The organism is Pseudomonas sp. AC239, assembly GCF_979258545.1.
The window spans coordinates 3672192-3694421 of the sequence record NZ_OZ409864.1 but is presented as its reverse complement, the minus strand read 5'-3'; the positions used below and the strand labels follow the sequence as shown (position 1 = coordinate 3694421).

The 22230-nt window shown below is 60.8% G+C and carries 24 protein-coding genes; all 24 read right to left on the bottom strand.

The genetic code is table 11. The features are described 5' to 3' along the window. Positions 1–6: 6 nt before the first annotated feature. Positions 7–1146, bottom strand: a complete 1140-nt coding sequence (flhB, locus tag ACZ0AZ_RS16830; RefSeq protein ID WP_129999032.1) for a flagellar biosynthesis protein FlhB — start codon at positions 1144–1146, stop codon at positions 7–9. Between the two features lie 3 nt (positions 1147–1149). Further along, a complete protein-coding gene (gene fliR / locus ACZ0AZ_RS16825) occupies positions 1150–1935 on the bottom strand; it encodes a flagellar biosynthetic protein FliR (RefSeq protein ID WP_090282367.1) in 786 nt (261 codons plus the stop codon). Between the two features lie 3 nt (positions 1936–1938). Then, complete coding sequence (gene fliQ / locus ACZ0AZ_RS16820; RefSeq protein WP_016771067.1) at positions 1939–2208, bottom strand: flagellar biosynthesis protein FliQ; 270 nt, start codon at positions 2206–2208, stop codon at positions 1939–1941. After that, positions 2205–2963, bottom strand: coding sequence for a flagellar type III secretion system pore protein FliP (gene fliP, locus ACZ0AZ_RS16815; RefSeq protein WP_039761192.1), 759 nt, complete (start codon positions 2961–2963; stop codon positions 2205–2207). Before fliP ends, fliQ begins: the two co-directional genes overlap by 4 nt. Further along, entirely contained in the window at positions 2963–3415 is a 453-nt protein-coding gene (gene fliO / locus ACZ0AZ_RS16810; protein ID WP_463537760.1) for a flagellar biosynthetic protein FliO, read from the bottom strand. Before fliO ends, fliP begins: the two co-directional genes overlap by 1 nt. Beyond that, entirely contained in the window at positions 3416–3874 is a 459-nt protein-coding gene (gene fliN, locus ACZ0AZ_RS16805; protein ID WP_016771070.1) for a flagellar motor switch protein FliN, read from the bottom strand. A 55-nt stretch (positions 3875–3929) separates the two neighbouring features. Beyond that, a complete protein-coding gene (gene fliM / locus ACZ0AZ_RS16800; RefSeq protein ID WP_003222890.1) occupies positions 3930–4898 on the bottom strand; it encodes a flagellar motor switch protein FliM in 969 nt (322 codons plus the stop codon). A 9-nt stretch (positions 4899–4907) separates the two neighbouring features. After that, entirely contained in the window at positions 4908–5411 is a 504-nt protein-coding gene (fliL, locus tag ACZ0AZ_RS16795) for a flagellar basal body-associated protein FliL (protein ID WP_016771071.1), read from the bottom strand. 213 nt (positions 5412–5624) lie between these two features. Continuing rightward, positions 5625–6992, bottom strand: a complete 1368-nt coding sequence (locus ACZ0AZ_RS16790) for a flagellar hook-length control protein FliK (RefSeq protein ID WP_463537759.1) — start codon at positions 6990–6992, stop codon at positions 5625–5627. Between the two features lie 105 nt (positions 6993–7097). Beyond that, on the bottom strand, positions 7098–7445 hold the full coding sequence (locus ACZ0AZ_RS16785; protein WP_039761184.1) for an Hpt domain-containing protein: 348 nt from the start codon (positions 7443–7445) through the stop codon (positions 7098–7100). 30 nt (positions 7446–7475) lie between these two features. Then, positions 7476–9179 carry an ATP-binding SpoIIE family protein phosphatase gene (locus ACZ0AZ_RS16780; protein ID WP_463537758.1) on the bottom strand — a complete coding sequence of 568 codons (1704 nt, stop codon included), beginning with the start codon at positions 9177–9179 and terminating at the stop codon, positions 7476–7478. Positions 9180–9184: 5 nt separating this feature from the next. Then, positions 9185–9490 (bottom strand): STAS domain-containing protein, encoded by a 306-nt coding sequence (locus ACZ0AZ_RS16775; RefSeq protein WP_129999028.1) that lies wholly within the window; start codon positions 9488–9490, stop codon positions 9185–9187. A 191-nt stretch (positions 9491–9681) separates the two neighbouring features. Further along, positions 9682–10131, bottom strand: a complete 450-nt coding sequence (gene fliJ / locus ACZ0AZ_RS16770; RefSeq protein ID WP_039761178.1) for a flagellar export protein FliJ — start codon at positions 10129–10131, stop codon at positions 9682–9684. A 6-nt stretch (positions 10132–10137) separates the two neighbouring features. Continuing rightward, a complete protein-coding gene (fliI, locus tag ACZ0AZ_RS16765; RefSeq protein WP_463537757.1) occupies positions 10138–11496 on the bottom strand; it encodes a flagellar protein export ATPase FliI in 1359 nt (452 codons plus the stop codon). After that, entirely contained in the window at positions 11486–12292 is an 807-nt protein-coding gene (gene fliH / locus ACZ0AZ_RS16760) for a flagellar assembly protein FliH (protein WP_310407235.1), read from the bottom strand. The genes fliI and fliH overlap by 11 nt, the downstream gene beginning before the upstream one ends. A gap of 4 nt (positions 12293–12296) precedes the next feature. Then, positions 12297–13316 carry a flagellar motor switch protein FliG gene (gene fliG / locus ACZ0AZ_RS16755; protein ID WP_039761172.1) on the bottom strand — a complete coding sequence of 340 codons (1020 nt, stop codon included), beginning with the start codon at positions 13314–13316 and terminating at the stop codon, positions 12297–12299. Continuing rightward, positions 13309–15096 (bottom strand): flagellar basal-body MS-ring/collar protein FliF, encoded by a 1788-nt coding sequence (gene fliF, locus ACZ0AZ_RS16750; protein WP_463537756.1) that lies wholly within the window; start codon positions 15094–15096, stop codon positions 13309–13311. The genes fliG and fliF overlap by 8 nt, the downstream gene beginning before the upstream one ends. Before the next feature lie 14 nt (positions 15097–15110). Further along, positions 15111–15440: a flagellar hook-basal body complex protein FliE gene (gene fliE / locus ACZ0AZ_RS16745; RefSeq protein WP_016771081.1), complete on the bottom strand. Its 330-nt coding sequence runs from the start codon at positions 15438–15440 to the stop codon at positions 15111–15113. Positions 15441–15567: 127 nt separating this feature from the next. Continuing rightward, positions 15568–16950, bottom strand: coding sequence for a sigma-54-dependent transcriptional regulator (locus ACZ0AZ_RS16740; RefSeq protein ID WP_463570767.1), 1383 nt, complete (start codon positions 16948–16950; stop codon positions 15568–15570). A 5-nt stretch (positions 16951–16955) separates the two neighbouring features. Continuing rightward, positions 16956–18167, bottom strand: coding sequence for a sensor histidine kinase (locus ACZ0AZ_RS16735; protein ID WP_129999024.1), 1212 nt, complete (start codon positions 18165–18167; stop codon positions 16956–16958). Positions 18168–18277: 110 nt separating this feature from the next. Continuing rightward, positions 18278–19753, bottom strand: coding sequence for a sigma-54 dependent transcriptional regulator (locus tag ACZ0AZ_RS16730; protein ID WP_039761163.1), 1476 nt, complete (start codon positions 19751–19753; stop codon positions 18278–18280). 172 nt (positions 19754–19925) lie between these two features. Then, a complete protein-coding gene (locus tag ACZ0AZ_RS16725) occupies positions 19926–20222 on the bottom strand; it encodes a hypothetical protein (protein ID WP_016771085.1) in 297 nt (98 codons plus the stop codon). An 11-nt stretch (positions 20223–20233) separates the two neighbouring features. After that, positions 20234–20632, bottom strand: coding sequence for a flagellar export chaperone FliS (gene fliS / locus ACZ0AZ_RS16720; RefSeq protein WP_041479013.1), 399 nt, complete (start codon positions 20630–20632; stop codon positions 20234–20236). A 129-nt stretch (positions 20633–20761) separates the two neighbouring features. Next, positions 20762–22210: a flagellar filament capping protein FliD gene (fliD, locus tag ACZ0AZ_RS16715; protein ID WP_039761160.1), complete on the bottom strand. Its 1449-nt coding sequence runs from the start codon at positions 22208–22210 to the stop codon at positions 20762–20764. Between the last annotated feature and the right edge of the window lie 20 nt (positions 22211–22230).

Here is a 22230-nt window from a genome sequence, read left to right as displayed (position 1 = left end):
ACAACGTCAGGAATCGCGCCGCAAATCCGGCGGAATCGGCAAATCATCCTTCAACGGATCCGGCCGCTTGCCCTTGCCTGCCTGGTGCTGGCGGATCTGGTAGACGTAGGCCAGCACCTGCGCCACTGCCAGATACAGCCCGCCAGGAATTTCCTGCTCAAGCTCAGTTGAGTAATAAATCGAGCGCGCCAACGCAGGCGACTCGAGCAGCATCACGTTGTTGGCCACGGCAATCTCGCGGATTTTCAGGGCGATGAAGTCGCTGCCCTTGGCCAGCAGTACCGGTGCGCCGCCCTTCTCCGAGTCGTATTTGAGCGCGACGGCGTAGTGGGTCGGGTTGGTAATGACCACGTCGGCTTCGGGAATCGCCGCCATCATGCGGCGCTGGGACATTTCCCGCTGGGTCTGGCGGATGCGTTGCTTGACCTCAGGGCGACCTTCCTGGTCCTTGTGCTCGTCGCGCACTTCCTGCTTGGTCATCAGCAGTTTCTTGTGCGCTTCCCAGAGCTGCACCGGCACGTCGACGGCGGCGATGATGATCAGGCCGCAGGCCAGCCACAGCGTGCTCCAGCCCACCAGCAAAACACTGTGGATGATCGCCATGTCCAGTGGTTCGTGGGCGATGCGCAAGAGGTCATCGACGTCGGCGGACAACACCAGCAACGCCACGCCCAACGTAATCAGAAACTTGGCCAGTGCCTTTAGCAGTTCGACTACGGCCTTGAAGGAGAACATGCGCTTGAGGCCGGCGGCCGGGTTCATGCGGCTGAACTTGGGCGCCAGGGAGCTTGCGGCAAACAGCCAGCCACCGAGAGAGATCGGCCCGATGATGGCGGCGAGCAACAGGGTGATCATCACCGGCTGAATCGCCAGCAGCGCGATCAGGCCCGACTCCAGCAAAAACCGGCCCATGGCGCCCTGGTCCATCACCACTTCGCGGGACAGGGTGAAGTTCAAGCGCATCACGTCCATCAGTTCTTGCGCGAGCATGCCGCCGAAGATCAGCAGCGCAGAGGCACCGGCCATCATCACGGCCAGAGTGTTGAGCTCTTTGGAGCGGGCAATCTCGCCCTTCTCACGGGAGTCCTTTTTGCGTTTCTCCGTGGGGTCTTCTGTTTTGTCCTGACCGCTTTCGCTCTCTGCCATGACTCAGCGCGCCCGTGCCAGTTCGCGTAGCAACTGCAGGGCCTCGCTGGCCAGCGGCTGATACTGATTGAGAATATCCGCCAGCCCGACCCAGACAATGAACAGGCCTAGCACCAGGGTCAGCGGAAAACCGATCGAGAAGATGTTCAATTGCGGCGCGGCCCGCGTCATTACGCCGAAAGCGATGTTGACCACCAGCAGCGCAGTCACCGCCGGCAATACCAGCAGCAACGCGGCGCCGAGCACCCAGCCGAGCTTGCCGGCCAGCTCCCAGTAATGCGCGGTCATCAGACCGCCGCCGACCGGCAGCGTGGTGAAACTCTCGGTGAGGACTTCGAAGACCACCAGATGGCCGTTCATCGACAGAAACAACAGCGTCACCAGCATGGTGAAGAACTGCCCGATCACCGCCACCGAAACGCCGTTGGTGGGGTCGATCATCGAGGCGAAGCCCATGCCCATCTGGATCGCGACGATCTGCCCGGCCACGGCAAATGCCTGAAAGAACAATTGCAGGGAAAAGCCCAAAACCGCGCCGACCAGAATCTGCTCGGCAATCAGCAGCAGGCCGCTGAGATCCAGCGGGCTGACGGCCGGCATCGGTGGCAACGCCGGCGTGATCACCACGGTAATCGCCACAGCAAAGTACAGGCGCACGCGCCGTGGAATCAGGGTGGTCCCGAAAATCGGCATGACCATCAGCATCGAGGCGACGCGAAACAGCGGCAACATGAACGACGCCACCCAGGTGCTGATCTGGGTGTCGGTCAGCTGAAGCAGCGATTGCATGGCTTAGCCGATGACCATCGGAATGTTTTTGTACAACTGGATGATGTATTCCATGAACGTCTGCACGATCCACGGACCGCCGATGATCAAGGTCACCAGCATCACCAGCAGACGCGGCAGGAAGCTCAGGGTCTGTTCGTTGATCTGCGTGGCGGCCTGGAACATCGACACCAGCAGGCCGACCAGAAGGCTCGGCACCACCAGGATGGCGACCATCATGGTGGTCAGCCACAGCGCTTCACGAAAGATATCGACCGCGACTTCCGGCGTCATGGCGACACACCTCCAAAACTGCTGGCCAGAGTACCGATAATCAGCGCCCAGCCATCGACCAGCACGAACAGCATGATCTTGAACGGCAGCGAGATGATCAGCGGCGAGAGCATCATCATACCCATGGCCATCAGCACGCTCGCCACAACGAGGTCGATGATCAGGAACGGGATGAAGATCATGAAGCCGATCTGGAACGCGGTTTTGAGTTCGGAGGTGACGAACGCCGGCACCAGAATGGTCAGCGGCGCCTGATCCGGGGTGGCGATGTCGGTGCGCTTGGACAGGCGCATGAACAGCTCCAGATCACTGCTGCGCGTCTGCGCAAGCATGAAGTCCTTGATCGGCACCTGGGCCTTTTCCACCGCTTGCTGGGCGGTCAGGGTTTCAGCCAGATACGGTTGCAGCGCGTCCTTGTTCACCCGGTCGAAGACCGGCGCCATGATGAACAGCGTCAGGAACAGGGCCATGCCGGTGAGGATCTGGTTCGACGGCGTCTGTTGCAGGCCGAGGGCCTGACGCAGGATCGAGAAGACGATGATGATTCGCGTGAAGCTGGTCATCAGGATGACCGCCGCCGGAATAAAGCTCAGCGCGGTCATGATCAGCAGGATCTGCAGACTGACCGAATATTCCTGCGCGCCGTCGGCGTTGGTGCCCAGCGTGATCGCCGGGATCGACAACGGATCGGCGGCCAACGCCAGCGGCGCGGCCAGCAACAGGACCAGCGTCAAGACGATGCGGAGCGCACCCATTACTTCGTATCCTTTTGGTCCTTGCCGAGAATCTTCAGCAGATGCTGAGCAAACTCCGGGGTCGCTTTTTCACTGGTCGCAGGCACGTCGACCGGTTCCTTGAGCACATGCAGCGCGGTGATGGTGCCGGGGCTCAAGCCGAGCAGAATCTGCTCGTTGCCGACCTGCACCAGCAGCAAACGGTCACGCGGACCGAGCGCGCGCGAACCGATCAGCTCGATCACCTGGCCCTTGCCCGCCGGACCTGCCTGCTGCACCCGGCGCAACAGCCAGGCGAGGAAGAAGATCAGGCCCAGCACCAGCAGCAAGCCGAACACCAGTTGCGTCAACTGACCGGCCACGCCGCTGTTGACCATCGGCGCGGTGGCGGCCGGCGCAGCCGTGGTTGCGCTCGGCTCGGCAGCCAGCACGCTCAACGGCCATGCCAGCAGAACCCAGAGAAACCTCTTCACTCAGCGCAGCTTCTTGATGCGTTCGCTTGGGCTGATCACGTCAGTCAGGCGTATGCCGAACTTCTCGTTGACTACCACTACTTCGCCGTGAGCGATCAGGGTGCCGTTGACCAGCACGTCGAGCGGCTCACCGGCCAGCCGATCAAGCTCGATCACCGAACCCTGGTTGAGTTGCAGCAGGTTGCGGATATTGATGTCGGTGCTGCCGACTTCCATCGAGATCGACACCGGGATGTCGAGGATCACGTCCAGATTCGGACCGTCGAGGGTCACCGGATCATTGTTCTTCGGCACGCTGCCAAACTCTTCCATCGGCAGACGGTTGGAGCTGGAAGTACCGGCGTCGGCGGCCAGCAGTGCATCGATGTCAGCCTGGCCGGCATCACCGGTTTCTTCCAGGGCCGCAGCCCATTCATCGGCCAGTGCCTGATCGTCCTGCGCGTTCATATCGTCGTTCATCATGTGTCCTCGGCGGGCAACAATTCGGTTAAATACGGGGGTGAAAGGCGCCGCCTCAGCGACGCTCGATCGGCTCGATCACTTGCAACGCGAGGTTGCCTTTGTGCGAGCCCATCTTGACCTTGAAGGCCGGCACGCCGTTGGCGCGCATGATCATGTCTTCCGGCATCTCGACCGGGATCACATCGCCCGGTTGCATGTGCAGGATGTCGCGCAGCTTCAACTGGCGGCGGGCCACGGTGGCACCGATGGGCACGTCGACATCGAGCACGTCCTGGCGCAGCGCGTTGACCCAGCGCTCGTCCTGATCGTCGAGGTCGGACTGGAAACCGGCGTCGAGCATCTCGCGCACCGGCTCGATCATCGAGTACGGCATGGTCACGTGCAGATCGCCGCCGCCGCCATCGAGTTCGATATGGAAGGTGGAGACCACAATCGCTTCGCTCGGGCCGACGATGTTGGCCATGGCCGGGTTCACTTCCGAGTTGATGTACTCGAAGTTGACTTCCATGATCGCCTGCCAGGCTTCTTTCAGATCGACGAAAGCCTGCTCGAGCACCATGCGCACTACGCGCAGTTCGGTCGGGGTGAATTCACGCCCTTCGATCTTGGCGTGACGGCCGTCGCCGCCGAAGAAGTTGTCCACCAGCTTGAACACCAGCTTGGCGTCGAGGATGAACAGCGCGGTGCCGCGCAGCGGTTTGATCTTGACCAGGTTGAGGCTGGTCGGCACGTACAGCGAGTGCACGTATTCGCCGAACTTCATCACCTGCACGCCACCGACAGCCACGTCCGCCGAGCGGCGCAGCATGTTGAACATGCTGATGCGGGTGTAGCGGGCGAAACGCTCGTTGATCATTTCCAGCGTCGGCATGCGTCCACGGACGATGCGATCCTGGCTGGTCAGGTCGTAGCTTTTGACACTGCCGGGTTCGGCAGCATTATCGGTCTGTACCAGACCATCATCGACGCCATGCAACAGCGCATCGATTTCATCCTGGGACAGCAGATCCTGCACGGCCATGTCGTGTTCCTACTGCAGTACGAAATTAGTGAAAAGCAACTGTTCGATGACCACTTTGCCCAGTTCTTTCTGCGCCACTTCCTGGACGCTGGCGGTGGCCTTCTGGCGCAACATCTCCTGCCCGACCGGGGTCGCCAGCGTGGCGAAATCCTGACCGGAGAAGAGCATTACCAGGTTGTTGCGGATAACCGGCATGTGCACTTTGAGCGCGTCCAGATCGGCCTGATTACGCGCCAGCATGGTGATGCTCACCTGCATGTAGCGCTGGCGGCCGTTCTGGTTGTAGTTGGCAACGAAGGCCGGCGCCATCGGCTCGAAAATCGCCGCCTGCTTGCCGACCGGCGCAGCTTCAGCGGCCTCGGCAGGCTTGCTCTGCGCGCCGTGCATGAAGAACCAGGTCGCCCCGACGGATGCACCAATGGCCACCAGCAACGCCAGCACGATCACGATGATCAGCTTGAGTTTGCCTTTGGTTGCGGGGTCTTTTACTGCTGCAGCTTCGCTCTTCGCCATGCCAATAATCCGTCACTAATCGGGGGTTTCACAGTCGCACGGCAAGGCAAGAGCAAGTGTTATGCCAGAAATGTCGGCGCGTCATCTGAACGGCGCCATGAACAAACGTGGGAGCGAGCCTGCTCGCGAAAGCAATGTGTCAGTCAACATATAGGTTGAATGTCACACCGTATTCGCGAGCAGGCTCGCTCCCACATTGGGTATTGCGTTGCGTCAGGCGTAATAATCGACCGCGCTGGTGCCGATGACGCTGGTGGTCTGCGCCGCCACTTCAGCGGCAGTAACCGGTGCCAATTCTTCATCCACCGAATCAAGGCGACCACCCGCAGCGCTGGTCCGGCCACTCTGGCCCTGCTGCGCCTGCTCCTGCCCTTGGTGGCCCTGCCAGCCACGGTTCTGGTCGGCGACATTGACGTCGACCTGGCCCATGCCCTGCTGGTTGAACATGTCGCGCAGGCGATGCATCTGGCTGTCGAGCGCTTCGCGCACGCTCGGGTGCGCGCTCATGAAGGTGACCTGGGTCTGCTGATCGGGAACCATGTTCACGCGGATATCCAGACGCCCCAGCTCCGCCGGCTGCAACTGAATGTCGGCGGCCTTCAGGTTGACGCTGGACAGGTACATGACGCGGTTGACCACTTCTTCGGTCCAGCCGCTCTGGTGCATGGCGATCGGCTGATTCACCGGCAGCGCGTTCGCGGTTTTCGGCGTAGCGGCCTGGGTCAGTGCCGCCAGACGGTTGGCGAAGTCATCGACACGGGTGTCGCTGGTGGCGGATTTCAAATCCTTCAGACCATCATCGATCAACCCGCTGAAGGCTTTTTCGCCGCCCTGACTGGTGCTGTCCTTGTCGGCTTGCACATCGAGCATGCTGGCCATGCCGGCAGCGAAGTTCTGCGCGGCGGTCAATTCGCCGTCAGCCTGAGCTTGAGCAGGCGTGGCTTTCGGTTGCGCCTGGCTGGCGGCAGAAATATGCCCGCCCTGCTCCATCGCCATGCGCACGGCCGGCAGCGAATCGAGCGGATCAGCAGAAGGATCGAAATCGCTGTCGGTGGCCGCCGGATCTTTGACCATGCCCGGCAAGGCGACCAAGGCAGGCGTTTCAGCTTCCGGCTGGGCTGGCGTTGCGACTACCGGGGCCTGCACCACAGGCGTTGCCACCAATGGCTGGACGACTTGCGCCAAGGCCGGATCAAGCGCAGGGTCTACAGGCGCGGCATCGGCCACAGGAGTCTGTGCGGTTTCAGCGGTGTCATCGACGGTGGCAGTCGCGTCGTCGCTCGCCGCCGCTTTATCGGCAGGCAACGCTTTGCCGCTATCGGCAACCGCTGGCTCGGGCGCGGCAGACTGGTCTTTGCCGATATCCTTTTTGGCGCTGCTATCAGCGACCTTATCGCGTGCCGGTTTGACTGAATTGTCAGCGCTGACGGCAGGCTTGGCCGGCGCTTGATCGGCAAACACTTTGGCGAAGCTGGAAGCCTTGTCCCCGGCGTCTGCGGCCATTGCCGACGATTTGGCAGAGGCGGCTTGCGCCTTGGCCTGAGCGGCGGTCTGAAGAAGAATGTTGGGGGTCGCAGGCATGACACGGTCTCCGCTGCACTGGGATCGTAGGTACAGTTGAGCAAGATGACTGCAAGTGCCGGGCCAGTTTGGCCAGACACTTGCGAAAAGCGCCGGACGGCAGCTTCAGTGGATGTGGGCGTGGTGCTTTTCGCTTTCGTACAACGGGCGTACTTCGGCGAATTCGGAATGGATATCGGCCACCAGTTGAGCGAGCGCTTCCGGACTTTTGTCCTTGGCGTTCGACTCCAGGTCCTGGCACAACTCGGCCAGTCGAACCGCGCCCATGTTGCTGGCGCTGCCCTTGAAGCTATGCGCTACATCGGAAAGCACTTTGACGCTGGTGCTGTCCTGCAACTCGTGCAGGCGGCTTTGCGAATCTGCCAGAAAAGTCTCCAGCAATTCCGTATAGCCGTCCTCCATCACCTCGCGCAAAGTATCGAGGACTTCGCGATCTACATGTGGGTTTGTCACTTGCTCACTCCTTGATCAAGAATGGGCGGATTATGCCTCAATCTCCCAGAAAAACTCCACGCTGGCACTACGACCTTGGTCCGACCAGCTGGCGTTGCGCCCCAGTTGCCGGATGAGGCTGATACCGCGTCCCGACAAGCGGACGTTATCCAGCGGCCGCTCCATGATCCGCGCCACATCAAAACCTTTGCCGCTGTCCTCGACGCGGATCACCAGGCGCCCGCCCTCGCCCTGCGGCTGGACCTGCAGATGCACCCGCACGAAACCGTCTTGCAGCGCTTCCAGCCGCGCCGCGCGCATTTCATAGTACTGGGCAAACCCTGTCGCATCGCGCTTGAGACTGGAGTCGAGCCCCAGCACGCCATGCTCCAGCGCATTGGAATACAACTCGGCGAGCACGCTGTACAACGCCCCGCTTTGCGGACGCAGGCCATGTACTTCGAGCAGCAGTTGCAAAAGAAACGGCAACGGATTGAAGCGCCTGAGCGTGGCGCCGCGAAACTCGAAACTCGCCGACCAGTCCAGCGGGCACGACTGGCCGCTGTCGGAATACACCGGCGCCGCGCCGTGGACCTGCATTGACACGAGCAGGCTGACCTCAACCATGCTTACGTCATCACGGGCCTGTCCGCGAAAATCGCGCAGCGCCTGTTCGATGTCCTCGAACAGCCGATCCGGTTCACGGTTGGCAGCAAAGACCTGCTGCAAGCGTTCGACGCCGAACAACTGGTCATTGGTGTCGCAGGTATCGATCACCCCGTCCGACAGCAGAAACACCCGGTCATCCACGGCCATCGGATACACATCCGTACGGTCATCGAAGGCCTGCGCGCTGAGAATCCCCAGGGGCAAATGCCGCGCCGGCAAAGGCACACGCTCGCCGCTGGCCATGCGGTGCAGGTAACCGTCGGGCATGCCGCCGTTCCACACCTCCACCGAACGGCTCTGGAAACTCAGACAGAGCAACGTGGCGCAGCAGAACATGTCCACCGGCAGGATGCGCTTGAGCTTGGCGTTCATCTCGCGCAGGGTTTCGGTCAGACCGTAGCCCTTGGCGGTCATGCCGTAGAACACTTCGGCCAGCGGCATCGCCCCCACCGCTGCCGGCAGGCCATGGCCGGTGAAATCGCCGAGCATGACGTGCATGTCACCGGCCGGCGTGTACGCCGCGAGCAACAAATCACCATTGAACAGCGCGTAAGGCGATTGCAGGTATCGGATGTTCGGCGCACTCAGGCAGCCGGAATGGGCGACCTTGTCGAACACCGCTTTGGCTACGCGCTGTTCGTTGAGCAGATAGTCGTGATGCCTGGCGATGAGATCGCGCTGTTGCAGAACGGTCGCCTGCAGACGACGCAAGCGATCCATCGCCTTGATTTTGGCGGCAAGGATCACCTGGTTGTATGGCTTCGCCAGAAAGTCGTCGCCGCCGGCCTCGAGACAACGGGCCAGCGCCTCACTCTCGGTCAGCGAGGTGAGGAAGATGATCGGCACCAGCGCTTCACCCGCCAGCGCCTTGATCTGCCGCGCCGCTTCGAAGCCGTCCATCACCGGCATCAGCGCGTCCATCAACACCAGATCGGGCTGCTGCTCCTTGAACGTTTCGACCGCGTCGGCACCATTGGCCGCCGTCAGCACCTGATGGCCCTGACGGCGAACGATGGTCGACAGCAGCAGCCGGTCGGCGGCGCTGTCTTCGGCGATAAGAATGGTCAGCGGCTCTTGCGCCTGCATGGGCGTCAACTGATGTCGAAGAGTTTGTCGAAGTTGGAAATCGCGAGGATTTTCTTCACATCGGAACTGCTGTTGACGACACGGATATCCGACTCGTCGCCACCGGCGTGATCACGTAGCAGGAGCAGCATGCCCAGCGCCGAGCTGTCGAGGTAAGTGGCCTCTTTGAGATCGACCACGATGGATTCGGGTTTCTTGTCGAGCCGCTCATACGACTCGCGAAATTCCTGATGGCGACCGAAATCGAACCGGCCTTTGACCGCGATCGTGAGCTTGTGACCATCCGGTGAAACTTCTGTAACAACTGACATTGACTGGCTTCCTTGTCATTGACGAACCTGTACAAGGTTTAGCAGCTGGATAGGGTTGGGGCAAGGCGCAACGGTGGAACAAGTGTGGGAGCGAGCCTGCTCGCGAAGGCATTCTGTCAGTTGAATACAGGATTGACTGACACGGCGCTTTCGCGAGCAGGCTCACTCCCACAGGGGTTTGGCGGTGAGGTTTAGAAGGCATCACGCCGTGGCAACCGCTGCGACAGTTCATCGAGCAGCTTCTGCTCGCGCTTGTCTTCCAGGCGTTGCGCTTCGTCACGATAGCGCTGCACCAGTTTGCGCAAACCCTCGACGCGGGCAAAGGCCTGTTGCCACTCGTCACGGGCCTTGTCGAGATTGTTCTGGTGCCAGACCAGGCTCTGCCGTTGTTGATCAACGGCGGTGTCGAGTTGCGCCAGAAAGCCCTGAAACCCCAGCAGCCATTGGCCGGTCACTCCGGTGCTGCCGCGGACGATCCATTGCTGCGAGTAATCCAGACGAAAGGCATTGAGGTCGGCCAGTTTGCTTTCGGCAACTTTGACCTGGCCCTGAAAGTAGGCGAGGCGCTGCACGGCGGCTTTCTCGGCCTTTTCGGCCATGTCCACCACGGGTGCCAGGCGCGCGGCGCGGCTGACGGCCATGGCCGGTTACACGCCCGCCGCTGGGGCGAACAGGGTTTCCAGGTAGGCCTGGCTTTCACCCATGGTGATTTTGTCGTTGAGGCCCTGGCGCTGATACCTGACCAGTTGCGGTTGCAGGGAAATCGCCAGATCGGTCTCGCGATCGCCGCCGGCCACGTAGGCGCCGACGCTGATCAGATCGCGGCTCTGCTGATAGCGTGACCACAACTGCTTGAAGTACTGCGCGCGCTGCATGTGATCCGGCGAAACTACTGCCGGCATGACCCGGCTGATCGAGGCTTCGATGTCGATCGCCGGATAGTGGCCTTCCTCGGCCAGGCGCCGCGACAGCACGATGTGGCCGTCGAGCACGCCCCGCGCCGAGTCGGCAATCGGGTCCTGCTGGTCATCGCCTTCGGACAGCACGGTGTAGAACGCCGTGATCGAACCACCGCCCTTCTCCGCGTTACCGGCGCGCTCCACCAGTTTCGGCAGTTTGGCGAACACCGATGGCGGATAACCCTTGGTCGCCGGCGGTTCGCCGATGGCCAGAGCGATTTCCCGCTGCGCCTGGGCAAAACGGGTCAGCGAGTCCATCAGCAGCAGAACGTTCTTGCCCTTGTCGCGGAAATATTCGGCGATGCGCGTGCAATACATCGCCGCGCGCATACGCATCAGCGGCGCATCGTCCGCCGGCGAGGCAACCACTACCGAGCGCTTCAGGCCTTCTTCACCGAGGATGTGCTCGATGAATTCCTTAACTTCGCGACCACGCTCACCGATCAGGCCGACGACGATGATGTCGGCTTCGGTGAAGCGGGTCATCATGCCCAACAGCACCGATTTACCGACACCGGTACCGGCGAACAGCCCCAGACGCTGGCCACGGCCGACGGTCAGCAAACCGTTGATGCAACGGATGCCGACGTCCAGCGGCACGCTGATCGGGTCACGGTTGAGCGGGTTGATCGTCGGGCCGTCCATCGGCACCCAGTCTTCGGCCTTCATGCCACCCTTGCCGTCCAGCGCGCGGCCGGCGCCGTCGAGAACACGACCAAGCATGCTCATGCCCATCGGCAGGCGACCGGTATCAGCCAGCGGCACCACGCGGGCGCCCGGGGCAATCCCAGCGACGCTGCCGACCGGCATCAGAAAGACTTTGCTGCCGGAAAAACCCATGACTTCCGCTTCCACCTGGGACGGGTGATAGCTGTCGTCATTGATCACCATGCAGCGGGTGCCCATGGCGGCGCGCAGGCCTTCGGCTTCGAGGGTCAGGCCGACCATGCGCAGCAGCCGACCTTCAAGGATCGGCGCGCCGGCAATCTCGGTGGCCTCGGCGTAGGTGCTCAGGCGCTTGGCGAAACTGGTGCGTTCAAGGCGCATCGCTGGCGTCCGCGCGCGGCTCGTCAGAGTCGACAGCCGCTAGGGTGTCTTCGGGAATATCCAGACTCAAGTCAGGCGCTGCCGGGTGCAGGGCCTGCTCGTGCAACTGGTCGAACAGTTTGGCCATGACCTGGGTCACCCGCGATTCGACACTGGCGTCGATGCGGCTGTGCTCGGTTTCAACCCGGCAGCCACCCGGCAACAGCGACTCGTCTTCGACGATGCGCCAGGTTTCTTCGTGGCGTTCGCGCAGGGCTTTGACCTGAGCGAAATCCTGCGGATTGACGTACAGACGCACGTTTTCCACGCCCAGCGGCAATAGCTTGAGGGCATCGCGCATGACGTGTTCGATCTGCGTTGAATCGATGGCCAGTTCGCGCTTGATCACCTGCTTGGTGATGTGTTGCACGAGATCGACCAGCGACTTTTCAATCTGGGTGTCTTGCTCGGCGATCGGTTCGAACAGGTTGGCCATCAGCAGCTCAAGGCTGGCGATTTTCGCCGCCAGCGCGGCTTCTGCTTCCTGGCGAACCTTCAGCGTGGTGCTGTGAAAACCTTCCTTTTCGCCGATGGCGAAGCCCTCGTTGTAAGCCTCCTGACGGATGCTTTCGAGTTCTTCCAGGGTCAGTGGCTGGACTTCTTCCAGCGGCACTTCTTCCATTTCCGGCGGTTCGGGTTCCGGCTCAGGCTCGGGTTCCGGCTTCGGCGGGTCGAAGCTGGGCAGCGCCCAGGATTCGAAACCACGAACATCGCGGGCGCGGATCAGATCCGTCACAGACTCGTCAGGCTTATCCATGGGCTTAGATCATTTCCTCGCCGCCCTTGCCACCGAGCACGATCTCGCCGGCTTCGGCCATACGACGGGCAATGGTGAGGATTTCCTTCTGGGCGGTCTCGACATCGCTGACGCGCACCGGGCCTTTGGCCTCGAGGTCGTCGCGCAACAGTTCGGCGGCACGCTTGGACATGTTCTTGAAGATCTTTTCCTTGACGCCTTCGTCCGAACCCTTGAGGGCCAGTACCAGCACGTCCGAAGACACTTCGCGCAACAGCGCCTGGATGCCACGGTCGTCGACGTCGGCAAGGTTGTTGAACACGAACATGAGGTCTTCGATCTGACCGGACAGGTCTTCGTCGACTTCGCGGATCGAGTCCATGAGCTGGCCTTCGATCGAGCTGTCGAGGAAGTTCATGATGTCGGCCGCACGCTTGATGCCACCCAGGGTGGTGCGCGAGGCGTTCGAGTTGCCGGAGAACTGCTTCTCGAGAATCTGGTTGAGTTCTTTCAAGGCGGCCGGTTGCACGGTGTTCAACGACGAGACGCGCAGAATGATGTCCAGACGCACTTTGTGGTCGAAGTTGCCGAGCACTTCACCGGCCTGATCCGGGTCGAGGTACGCGACCACGATTGCCTGGATCTGCGGGTGTTCGTAGCGGATCACGTCGGCGACGGCGCGCGGCTCCATCCATTTCAGGCTGTCGAGGCCGCTGGTGTTGCCACCGAGCAGGATGCGGTCGATCAGGCCGTTGGCCTTGTCTTCGCCCAGGGCCTGGGTGAGCATCTTGCGCACGTAGTCATCAGAGCCGACGCCGAGGCTGGTCTGATCGCCGACGATGTCGACGAACTCGCTCATCACCTGCTCGACCTGTTCGCGATGGACGTTGCCCATCTGCGCCATGGCCACGCCGACGCGCTGAACCTCTTTGGGGCCCATGTGGCGCAGCACTTGCGCAGCATCGGTCGAACCCAGGGACAGCAGCAGAATCGCGGCTTTGTCGACCTTGGTCAGTTTGACGGCGGCGGCTCGGTTATCACTCATCTGCGTTAATCCACTCTTTTACGACCTGAGCCACGCGACCCGGGTCTTCAGCTACCAGACTCTTGATTGCATTCAGCTGCGCGTCATAACCCTCGCTCGGGCTCGGCAACAGAATGCTCTGCGGACCACCGAGGCTCACGCGGTCGTTGGCCAGATCGCCGTCCAGGCCGCCCATGCCACCAAGTTCCACGTCGCTGCCCAGACCGGCCAGCTCCTTGCCTTTGCCACCGCCGGTGATGTTGTTGAGCACCGGACGCAGCACACCAAACACCAGTACGAGGATGAACAGCACACCCAGCACTTGTTTGACGATGTCCCAGAACCATGGCTGGGAGTAGAACGGAATATCGGCAATCACCTCGCCGCGTTCGGCAGAGAACGGCATGTTGATCACGCTGACGCTGTCGCCACGACTGGCATCGAAACCGACGGCGTCCTGCACCAGACGAGTGAAGCGCGCCAATTCGTCGGCAGTCCACGGCGCGCGGCTGGTTTCGCCGTTGGCCGGGTTGACCTTGACCTGATCATCGACCACCACCGACACCGACAGGCGACTGAGACGGCCCTGCTGCTGCTTGGTGTGGCTGATCGAACGGTCGAGTTCGAAGTTCTTCGTCGATTGTTGACGCTTGTCTGCCGGGTACGGTGCGAGCATCGGCTGGCCAGTGGCCGGGTCCATGATCTGCTGGCCGTTGGCGTCAACCAGTGGCTGGCCCGGCTGGATCATACCGGCCGGTGCGGCGGTGCCGCCGGTGGTCTGCGGCGCCGAGGCCGGCGATGGTGGCTGGTTGCTCAGGGCACCCGGCACACCTTGCGGGCCATTGCTCGCGGTGCGTTGTTCGTTGACCGACTGCTCGCTGCGCAACGCCGGTTGGTCCGGGTTGAACTGCTCGGCGGTCGATTCGACGGCACTGAAATCGATGTCGGCGGAGACTTCAGCCTTGTAGCGATCGTTGCCCAGTACCGGTTGCAGAATGTTGTGCACGCGCTGGGTGAGCATGCTTTCCATGCGACGGCTGTAATCGAACTGCTTGCCGGCCATGGTCATTTCAGAATTTTCGGCCTGATCGGAGAGCAGGTTGCCCTTCTGATCGACGACGGTGATCTGCGATTTGCTCAACTCTGGCACGGAAGTAGCTACCAGATTGATGATCGCCACCACCTGACCCGGTTCCAGCGAACGCCCGCTGTACAGCTCGACCAATACCGAAGCGCTCGGCTTGCGCTCGTCACGGACGAACACCGAACTCTTCGGAATCGCCAGGTGCACGCGCGCACCCTTGACGTTGTTCAGGCTGGAGATAGTGCGCGCCAATTCACCTTCGAGGCCGCGACGATAACGGGTCGCTTCCATGAACTGGCTGGTGCCCAGACCCTGTTCCTTGTCGAGAATTTCGAAACCGATGTTGCCGTCGCTGGGAGTGACACCAGCGGCAGCGAGTTTCATCCGCGCCCGGGACAGGTCGTCGGCCTTGACGAGCAAGGCGCCGGAATTGGGTTCTACGTTGTAAGGAATGTCAGCGGCGGCCAGGGTTTCCATGACCTGCTTGGCGTCCATGCCGGCAAGGCTGCCGTACAGTGGACGGTAATCCGGCTGCTGCGACCACAGCACCACGGCAAAGCCAATCGCCACGCTCGCAGCCAGACCGACCAACAGGCCGACCTGACGCAGCACGGTCATCTGGGAAAGGTTTTCCAGAAAGGACAGGCCGAACAGCGGCGGTTTGCCGTCGATCGGGGTGGCCTTGGCCGGAACGTTATCAGCGACTGCTTCTGCCATGACTTATTTCGCCCTTAAACCGGCATCTGCATGATGTCTTGGTAAGCCTGGACCAGTTTGTTGCGCACCTGGGTCAGAGCCTGGAACGACACGCTGGCTTTTTGCGACGCAATCATGACGTCAGTCAGGTCGACGCCGCTCTTGCCGATCTCGAACGCATTGGCCAGTTGAGTCGACGCCTGTTGGGTATCGCTGACTTTATTGATCGCCTGACCGAGCATGTCGGAAAAGCTGCTGCCCGCGATTTCAGGGACAGCGGCAGTCGATTTACGCGCAGACATGGCATCCACTTTCATGGCCTGCATGTCCATCATCAACCGATTAAATTCAATACCTTGGCTCATGGTCTACTCTCTTGGGCGGCCCGCAATTTTTTGACACTCACTCGGCGGGTACACAGGTATTAGCAACAAGGGTGCCAGCTCATGGGCACCCTTCTGAGAAAAGCATCTGGATGTTTTGCAGCATCAATCAGGTGGCGAACAGATAGCCTTCGACGTCCATCCCGGCGTCGCGCATTTGCGCCAGTTTGTAGCGCAGGGTACGCGGGCTGATGCCGAGTTTTTCGGCAGCTTCCTTGCGCCGGCCACGCTCGGCGCGCAGGGTGTCGATGATCATCTGAAACTCCCGGCGGCGCAGGTCATCGCCCAGGGCGCCGGAAGAATCCGCCTCGATTTCTACCTCGCGGATCACCGGTGCCGCGACCGGCGACGGCGCAAATGTCACCGCACCGCTCAGGCAAAAATCCTGCGGCTGAATCAAACCGCCCTGCTGCAGAATCAACGCACGCTGAATGGCGTTGTCCAGTTCACGCACATTGCCCGGCCACGGATATGCGGTCAGGCAGGCTTGCGCTTCGGGCGATAGCTTCGCTGCGGCGTGCTTCATTTTATTGACGTGTTTGGCCAACAACTTTTCCGCCAGCGGCAGGATATCGGCAGTGCGCTCGCGAAGTGGACGCCACGCCAGGGGGAAAACCGACAAGCGGTAAAACAGGTCTTCGCGAAAACGCCCCGCCGCCACTTCACCGGCCAGATCGCGGTTGGTCGTGGCGACCACGCGAATATCCAGACTGATCGGCTTGCGGGCGCCCACGCGCTCGACTTCGCGCTCTTGCAGAACACGTAACAACTTGGCTTGCAGGCCCAGCGGCATTTCGGAAATTTCGTCGAGCAGAATGGTGCCGCCGTCCGCCTGCTCGAACTTGCCGGCCTGCGAGGCGATAGCACCGGTGAACGAACCTTTCTCATGACCGAACAGCGTCGCTTCGAGCATGTTGTCGGGAATCGCCGCGCAGTTGATCGCAATAAAGGGCTGACTGGCCCGCCGCGATTGCTGGTGAATGTAGCGCGCCAGCACTTCCTTACCGGTACCGGACTCGCCGGAGATCAACACAGTCGAGTCACTGCGCGCGACCCGTGCGGCCAGCTCAAGCAGTTGCGCACTCGCCGGTTCAACGGCGACGGGGCCTTCCGCTTCGCCAGCGTCAATGCTGCCCAAGGCATGCCGCGCCACCAGATCGAGCAGCGCTTTGGGCTCGAACGGCTTGACCAGATAATCCGCTGCACCCTGGCGCATGGCATCGACCGCACGTTCGACCGCGCCGTGGGCAGTCATCAGCAGCACCGGCAACTGCGGGTGGCGCGCGCGCAGCAGGGCGAGCAATTGATGTCCGTCCATGCCTGGCATGTTGACGTCGCTGACCACCAGGCTGAAAGCTTGCTGCGCGACAGTCGTCAGTGCTTCTTCGGCGCTGCCGACGGCGTGATAGTCGTGGCCGGCGAGCAGCAGCGTATCGGCCAGCGCCTCGCGCAACGAACGGTCATCCTCGACCAGCAACACCTTGATGCCCATGACGTTTATTCAACTCCTTGTGCAGCGGAAAACAGTGGCAGGCTAACCTGCGCGCAGGTGCCGCGCCCGACTCGCGAGCGCAGGGTCAATTCTCCCTGATGCGCGCGAGCCACTGCTTTGACCACGGTCAGGCCAAGGCCGGTCCCGGTGACTTTGGTAGTAAAAAAAGGCTCGCCAAGGCGCGCCAAAACTGTCGGCTCAATACCGCTGCCGTTGTCGCTGACACACAGACGCAGCGTATTGCCTCTGGTGTAGCAATGCACTTTCAGGCGCGCCTCGCCGGCGCTCGCCTGAATGGCGTTTTCAATCAGATTCAGTAATGCCCCGACCAGTGTGTCGCGGTTGCACAGCAGCTCACCGGCATGGCTGTCGCACTGCCAGCGGATTGGCAGATCCTGCACGTGGGTCAGCGCCGCAGCCTGCAGCGATTGCATCAAGGCATCAGGGGTGAGGCGGTCGGTCAGCGGCAATTCACCGCGAGCGAACACCAGCATGTCGCGCACTTGATGTTCGAGTTCGTGCAGACGCTCCTTCAGGCGGCCGGCGAAGCGCTGCTGGGTTTCCACCGGCAATTGCTGCTCAGTCAAATGACTGGCGTAGAGCAACGCGGCGGACAGCGGCGTACGAATCTGATGAGCCAGAGACGCGACCATGCGGCCCAGCGAAGACAAGCGCTCGTGCCGTGCCAGTTGATCTTGCAGATGACGGGTTTCAGTCAAGTCGTTGAGCAGCACCAACTGCCCCGGCTCGGCGTCCAGCGAGCGGGTGGCAATCGACAGGCGTCGACCATTTTTCAGGGAAATTTCATGACCGTCGTCTTCACGGGGAGCGAAGCAGCGTGCAATCACATGGCGCCATAGCTCGCCTTCGAGTGGCGAGCCGAGCAAGTCGATGGCGGCCGGGTTGGCCTCGCGCACCAGACCGTGGCCGTCGATGACGATGACGCCGCCGGGCAACAGGTCGAGGAGGTTTTGCAAGCGATTGGCCAGGCGCTCTTTTTCCGCCAGTTCCTGCATGCGCTGGGCGCTGACCACGGCCAGTTCACCCTTGAGTTCGGTGACCCGCGCTTCGAGCAGGCTGTATGAGTCAGTCAGCTGACTCGACATCTGGTTGAACAGCTGGAAGGCCTGCTCAAGTCCCTGACGACTTGCCTGCTCTACGGACGAGGGTTGCCCCACGATATTGGAGGCAGAAGAGATCTGGGCGGCTTGGGGCATTGGGCTCTCTCGCTTGGCTGACCGTCAGTGAAACGGAACGTTGCGAGGGCTATAGCAATACCCGTGCCTAAAAAAAACCGCTTATAAATGAAGCGCTTGAAAAACAGGCGTCAATCATCCGCCTGTTCGTCTCCTCCAGCCCGGCTCATGCCGTACTTGCGCATCTTCTCGACCAGGGTCGTGCGGCGAATACGCAGACGCTCAGCGGCACGAGCCACAATGCCATTGGCGTCGTCCAGCGCCTGCTGAATCAGGCCCTGCTCCAAGCCACCGAGGTAGTCCTTGAGGTCGAGGCCTTCCGGCGGCAATAGTGCGTTGGCGCTGAAGTCAGGCGTATGGCCGTTGATCGCCACGCGCTCTTCCAGATCGCTGCGCAGGCTGTCGACCATCTGCTCGTCTTCGTCGTCGACGTAGCGGAATTTCTTCGGCAACTCGACCACGCCGATCACGCCGTACGGATGCATGATCGCCATGCGCTCGACGAGGTTGGCCAGCTCGCGGACGTTGCCCGGCCAGCCGTGACGGCACAGCGACATGATCGCCGCTGAGTTGAAACGGATCGAACCGCGCTTCTCGTGTTCCATGCGCGAGATCAATTCGTTCATCAGCAGCGGGATGTCCTCGACGCGCTCACGCAGCGGTGCCATCTCGATCGGGAACACGTTCAGGCGATAATAGAGGTCTTCGCGGAACGAGCCGATCTCGATCATGCTTTCGAGATTCTTGTGCGTTGCGGCAATGATGCGCACGTCGACGCTTTGGGTCTTGTTGCTGCCTACGCGCTCGAAGGTACGCTCTTGCAATACGCGCAGCAGCTTGACCTGCATCGGCAGCGGCATATCGCCGATTTCGTCGAGGAACAGCGTGCCGCCGTTGGCCAGTTCAAAGCGCCCGGCACGGCTGGTGATCGCGCCGGTGAAGGCGCCCTTCTCGTGGCCGAACAGTTCGCTTTCGAGCAGCTCTGCCGGGATCGCCCCGCAGTTGACTGGCACGAACGGCGCGTCGCGACGTTTGGAGTGATAGTGAAGGTTGCGCGCGACCACTTCCTTGCCGGTGCCGGACTCGCCGAGGATCAGCACGCTGGCGTCAGTGTCGGCGACCTGCTGCATCATCTGCCGCACGTGCTGAATCGCACGGCTGGTGCCGACGAGGCTGCGGAAAAGATTGGGTTCGCGATGACGGCCGCGTTCACGGGCCTGGTCGTACATTTCGCGATAGACCTGGGCGCGGTGCAGCGAATCGAGCAATTTGCTGTAGCTGGGCGGCATTTCCAAGGTCGACAGCACGCGGCGACGCTGGTCTTCAGGCAAATCAACGGAAGAATTATCGCCCATTAACAAAACCGGAAGGAACTCATCCCAGGTTCCGAGTGTCTTTAGCAAGCCCAAAAGCGCGCCAGGAGCATTGACCGTCCCGATCAATACGCAAATGACCTCACGACTAGACGACAAAGAGCCGACTGCCTGCTGCCAGTCATGGCTGCCGCAGGGTAAATTTTCTTCGCCAAGAAAATTCAGAATCACCGCCAGGTCGCGGCGGCGGACGCTATCGTCATCGATCAGCAGAATTTTGGTTTCACGCCACATGCAATAGCAACTTCCCTAGTCAACTCAATGCCCGAAAAATAAGGCAAGCGAGACGCTTGCAGGACACCATGTGCCTGTAGACGCCCTAAACCTGATAATAGCCACTAGTTAAGTCAAAAAACCGTGCACAGTCAAATTTATGGCGCACATCTCTGGTTTAACTGACGGTTAATCAACCAAACAGATGGTAAACCTTTGCAGCCTTTTGCGCTTGGGTGATCTGCGACATCTCGTTGGCTATCGCCTGCCGCTCGCCCATTGCTACCTCGAGAAGCTCTTTGTAGACGAATAGCAGCTCCTCAAGGTTGTCGCGCAGTGCCACTTCGTCCAGCGAAGCTTCCGCCATGACGTCTTCCATGCAGGAACGGCAAGCCAGGTCCAACTCACCAATGGCTTCCCAGTTTCGTTCGGCCAATGCTCCGACCAACGCTTCACGGGTATCGGCTATTCGCTGCAATACAAGACTCATGGTGATCTCCTTCAGAACTGCGGAGCCGGCACGGGCGCGATGGCGTCCCAACCTTCTTTGACCGTTGTCAGCAGGCCGGCGACTTCATCGAGCACACGTGGGTCGCTGCTGATGTTCGCCTCGGCAAGACGCTTCATCATGTAGATGTACAGGCCATCCAGATCGGCCAGCGCCTCGGCGTTGTTCTCAAGATCGAGGCCTTCACGCAGGCCACTGACGATGCCGATGGCCTTGCTGATCGCCGTGCACTTGCCGGGAATGTCCTTGCGTTCGATGGCGCCTTTGGCCTGCGCAATCCGGGCCAGGCCACCTTCCATCAACATTTGCACCAAACGGTGCGGGCTCGCTTCGGACGTCTGCGCATGGGCGCCGACTTTCTGGTACTGCCGAAGGGCTAACATCGGGTTCATGTTCTACCTCATTGCCACGTTGACTCGTATAACCAGTGTATCGCCAACCGGTCCGAAAACTTTAGATCAAAAGACAAAAACCCGGCGCACGCTGATAAAGCGTAGCCGGGTTTTTGTCGTTACTGACTGTTACTTCGCGGACTGCTGAGCGTTCAGCGAGCTGAAGAACGACGTGATGTTGCTCGCCGTTGCCTTCATCTGCCCTACCAGCAAGTCCATGGCATTGTACTTGGCGGTCAATGTCGTCGTCAGGTTGGCCACGCGCAGATCCAGCGCCGCCTGCTGCTTTTGCAGGCTCGATGTCAGATTAGTCAGGTTGGAACTGCGCTGATCGAGCAGCCCACCAGTCTTGACGTACGGATCAACCGCCGCAGTCATACGCGCCAACAGACCATTCTTGGAATCGGTGCCGCTGAACAGTTGTTGAACCTGGCCAGCCATGCCAGGGATTTCCATACGCTTGTTGAATACTGCGGTATCGAGCGTCAGCAAACCGGTTTTACTGTCAGTCAAGACACCCATCTGCGAGAGCACGGACAATTGCCCCGCTCCGCCCGCCCCTGGATCTGTCAACTGAGCACGCACGTCCGCCATCAACGAACGCGGCAGAGCGTCACCGGTGAACGCCGCCGAAACGGTCAAATTGCCATCGGCATCCGGCGTTGCCTTGGACAAGGTGTCGATGGTTTTCTTAAGGGTGTTATAGGAATCGATGAACGATTGCAGCGATGTCTGGATGCCGGCGGTATTGGTCGCAACCGAAACGGTCGCTGGCGTTGCGACGCCATTGACCAACGGACTGGCAGCAGTCAGGTTAAGCGTCATGCCGCTGATCGCACCGGTCACGGTATTGGTCTTGCTGGTAACGGCCAGTCCGTCGATGGTCAGGCTAGCGTCCTTGGCCACATCACCGACCGCACCGGATGCCCCTGCCGCAGGACTGTCACCCATCTTCTGGGTGCCATCGATTTCGAGGCCGGCGATACCGCTGACCTGCAGGTCCATGCCGGCGCCCGTCTTGTTGGAGCTCAGTACCAGACGCGAGGCGCCGGTACTGTCAGTCACGATGTTCGCGGAAATGCCATTGCTGGACTGCGCGGTGTTGATCGCATCGCGCGTGGACTGCAAGGTGGCATTGGCCGGAATCGCGACATTGTAATCAATGCCATTCTGACTGATTTTCAGAGTACCACTCGGAATGGCACTGGCGGCCCCGCCGGCAAAGGCGGCACTGGCAACTTTCGAGCCGGTGGCCAGGTTTTTCACGACGACGCTGTAAGTACCCGGTACGGCGGTTTTATCCGAGGTAGCACCGACAACCGATGGGGTGTCAGACGTTGCGGTAAAACCGGCAAACGCCGGACTCGAAGCTTTGTTCAGATCGCCCATCGCTTTCTGATACGCAGCCAGTGCACTTTTCAGCGAACCGACACCGGAAATCTTCAGGCTGTTGGTTTTGGTTGCAGTATCGATCTGCGTCTGCTTGGCAGACTTGTCGGCGTTGACCAGCGCGGTCACGATCGCGCCGATGTCCAGGCCGGAACCCAGTCCGGAACCCGGTAGAATTGGACTTGCCATGTGCATCTCCCTTCAGATTG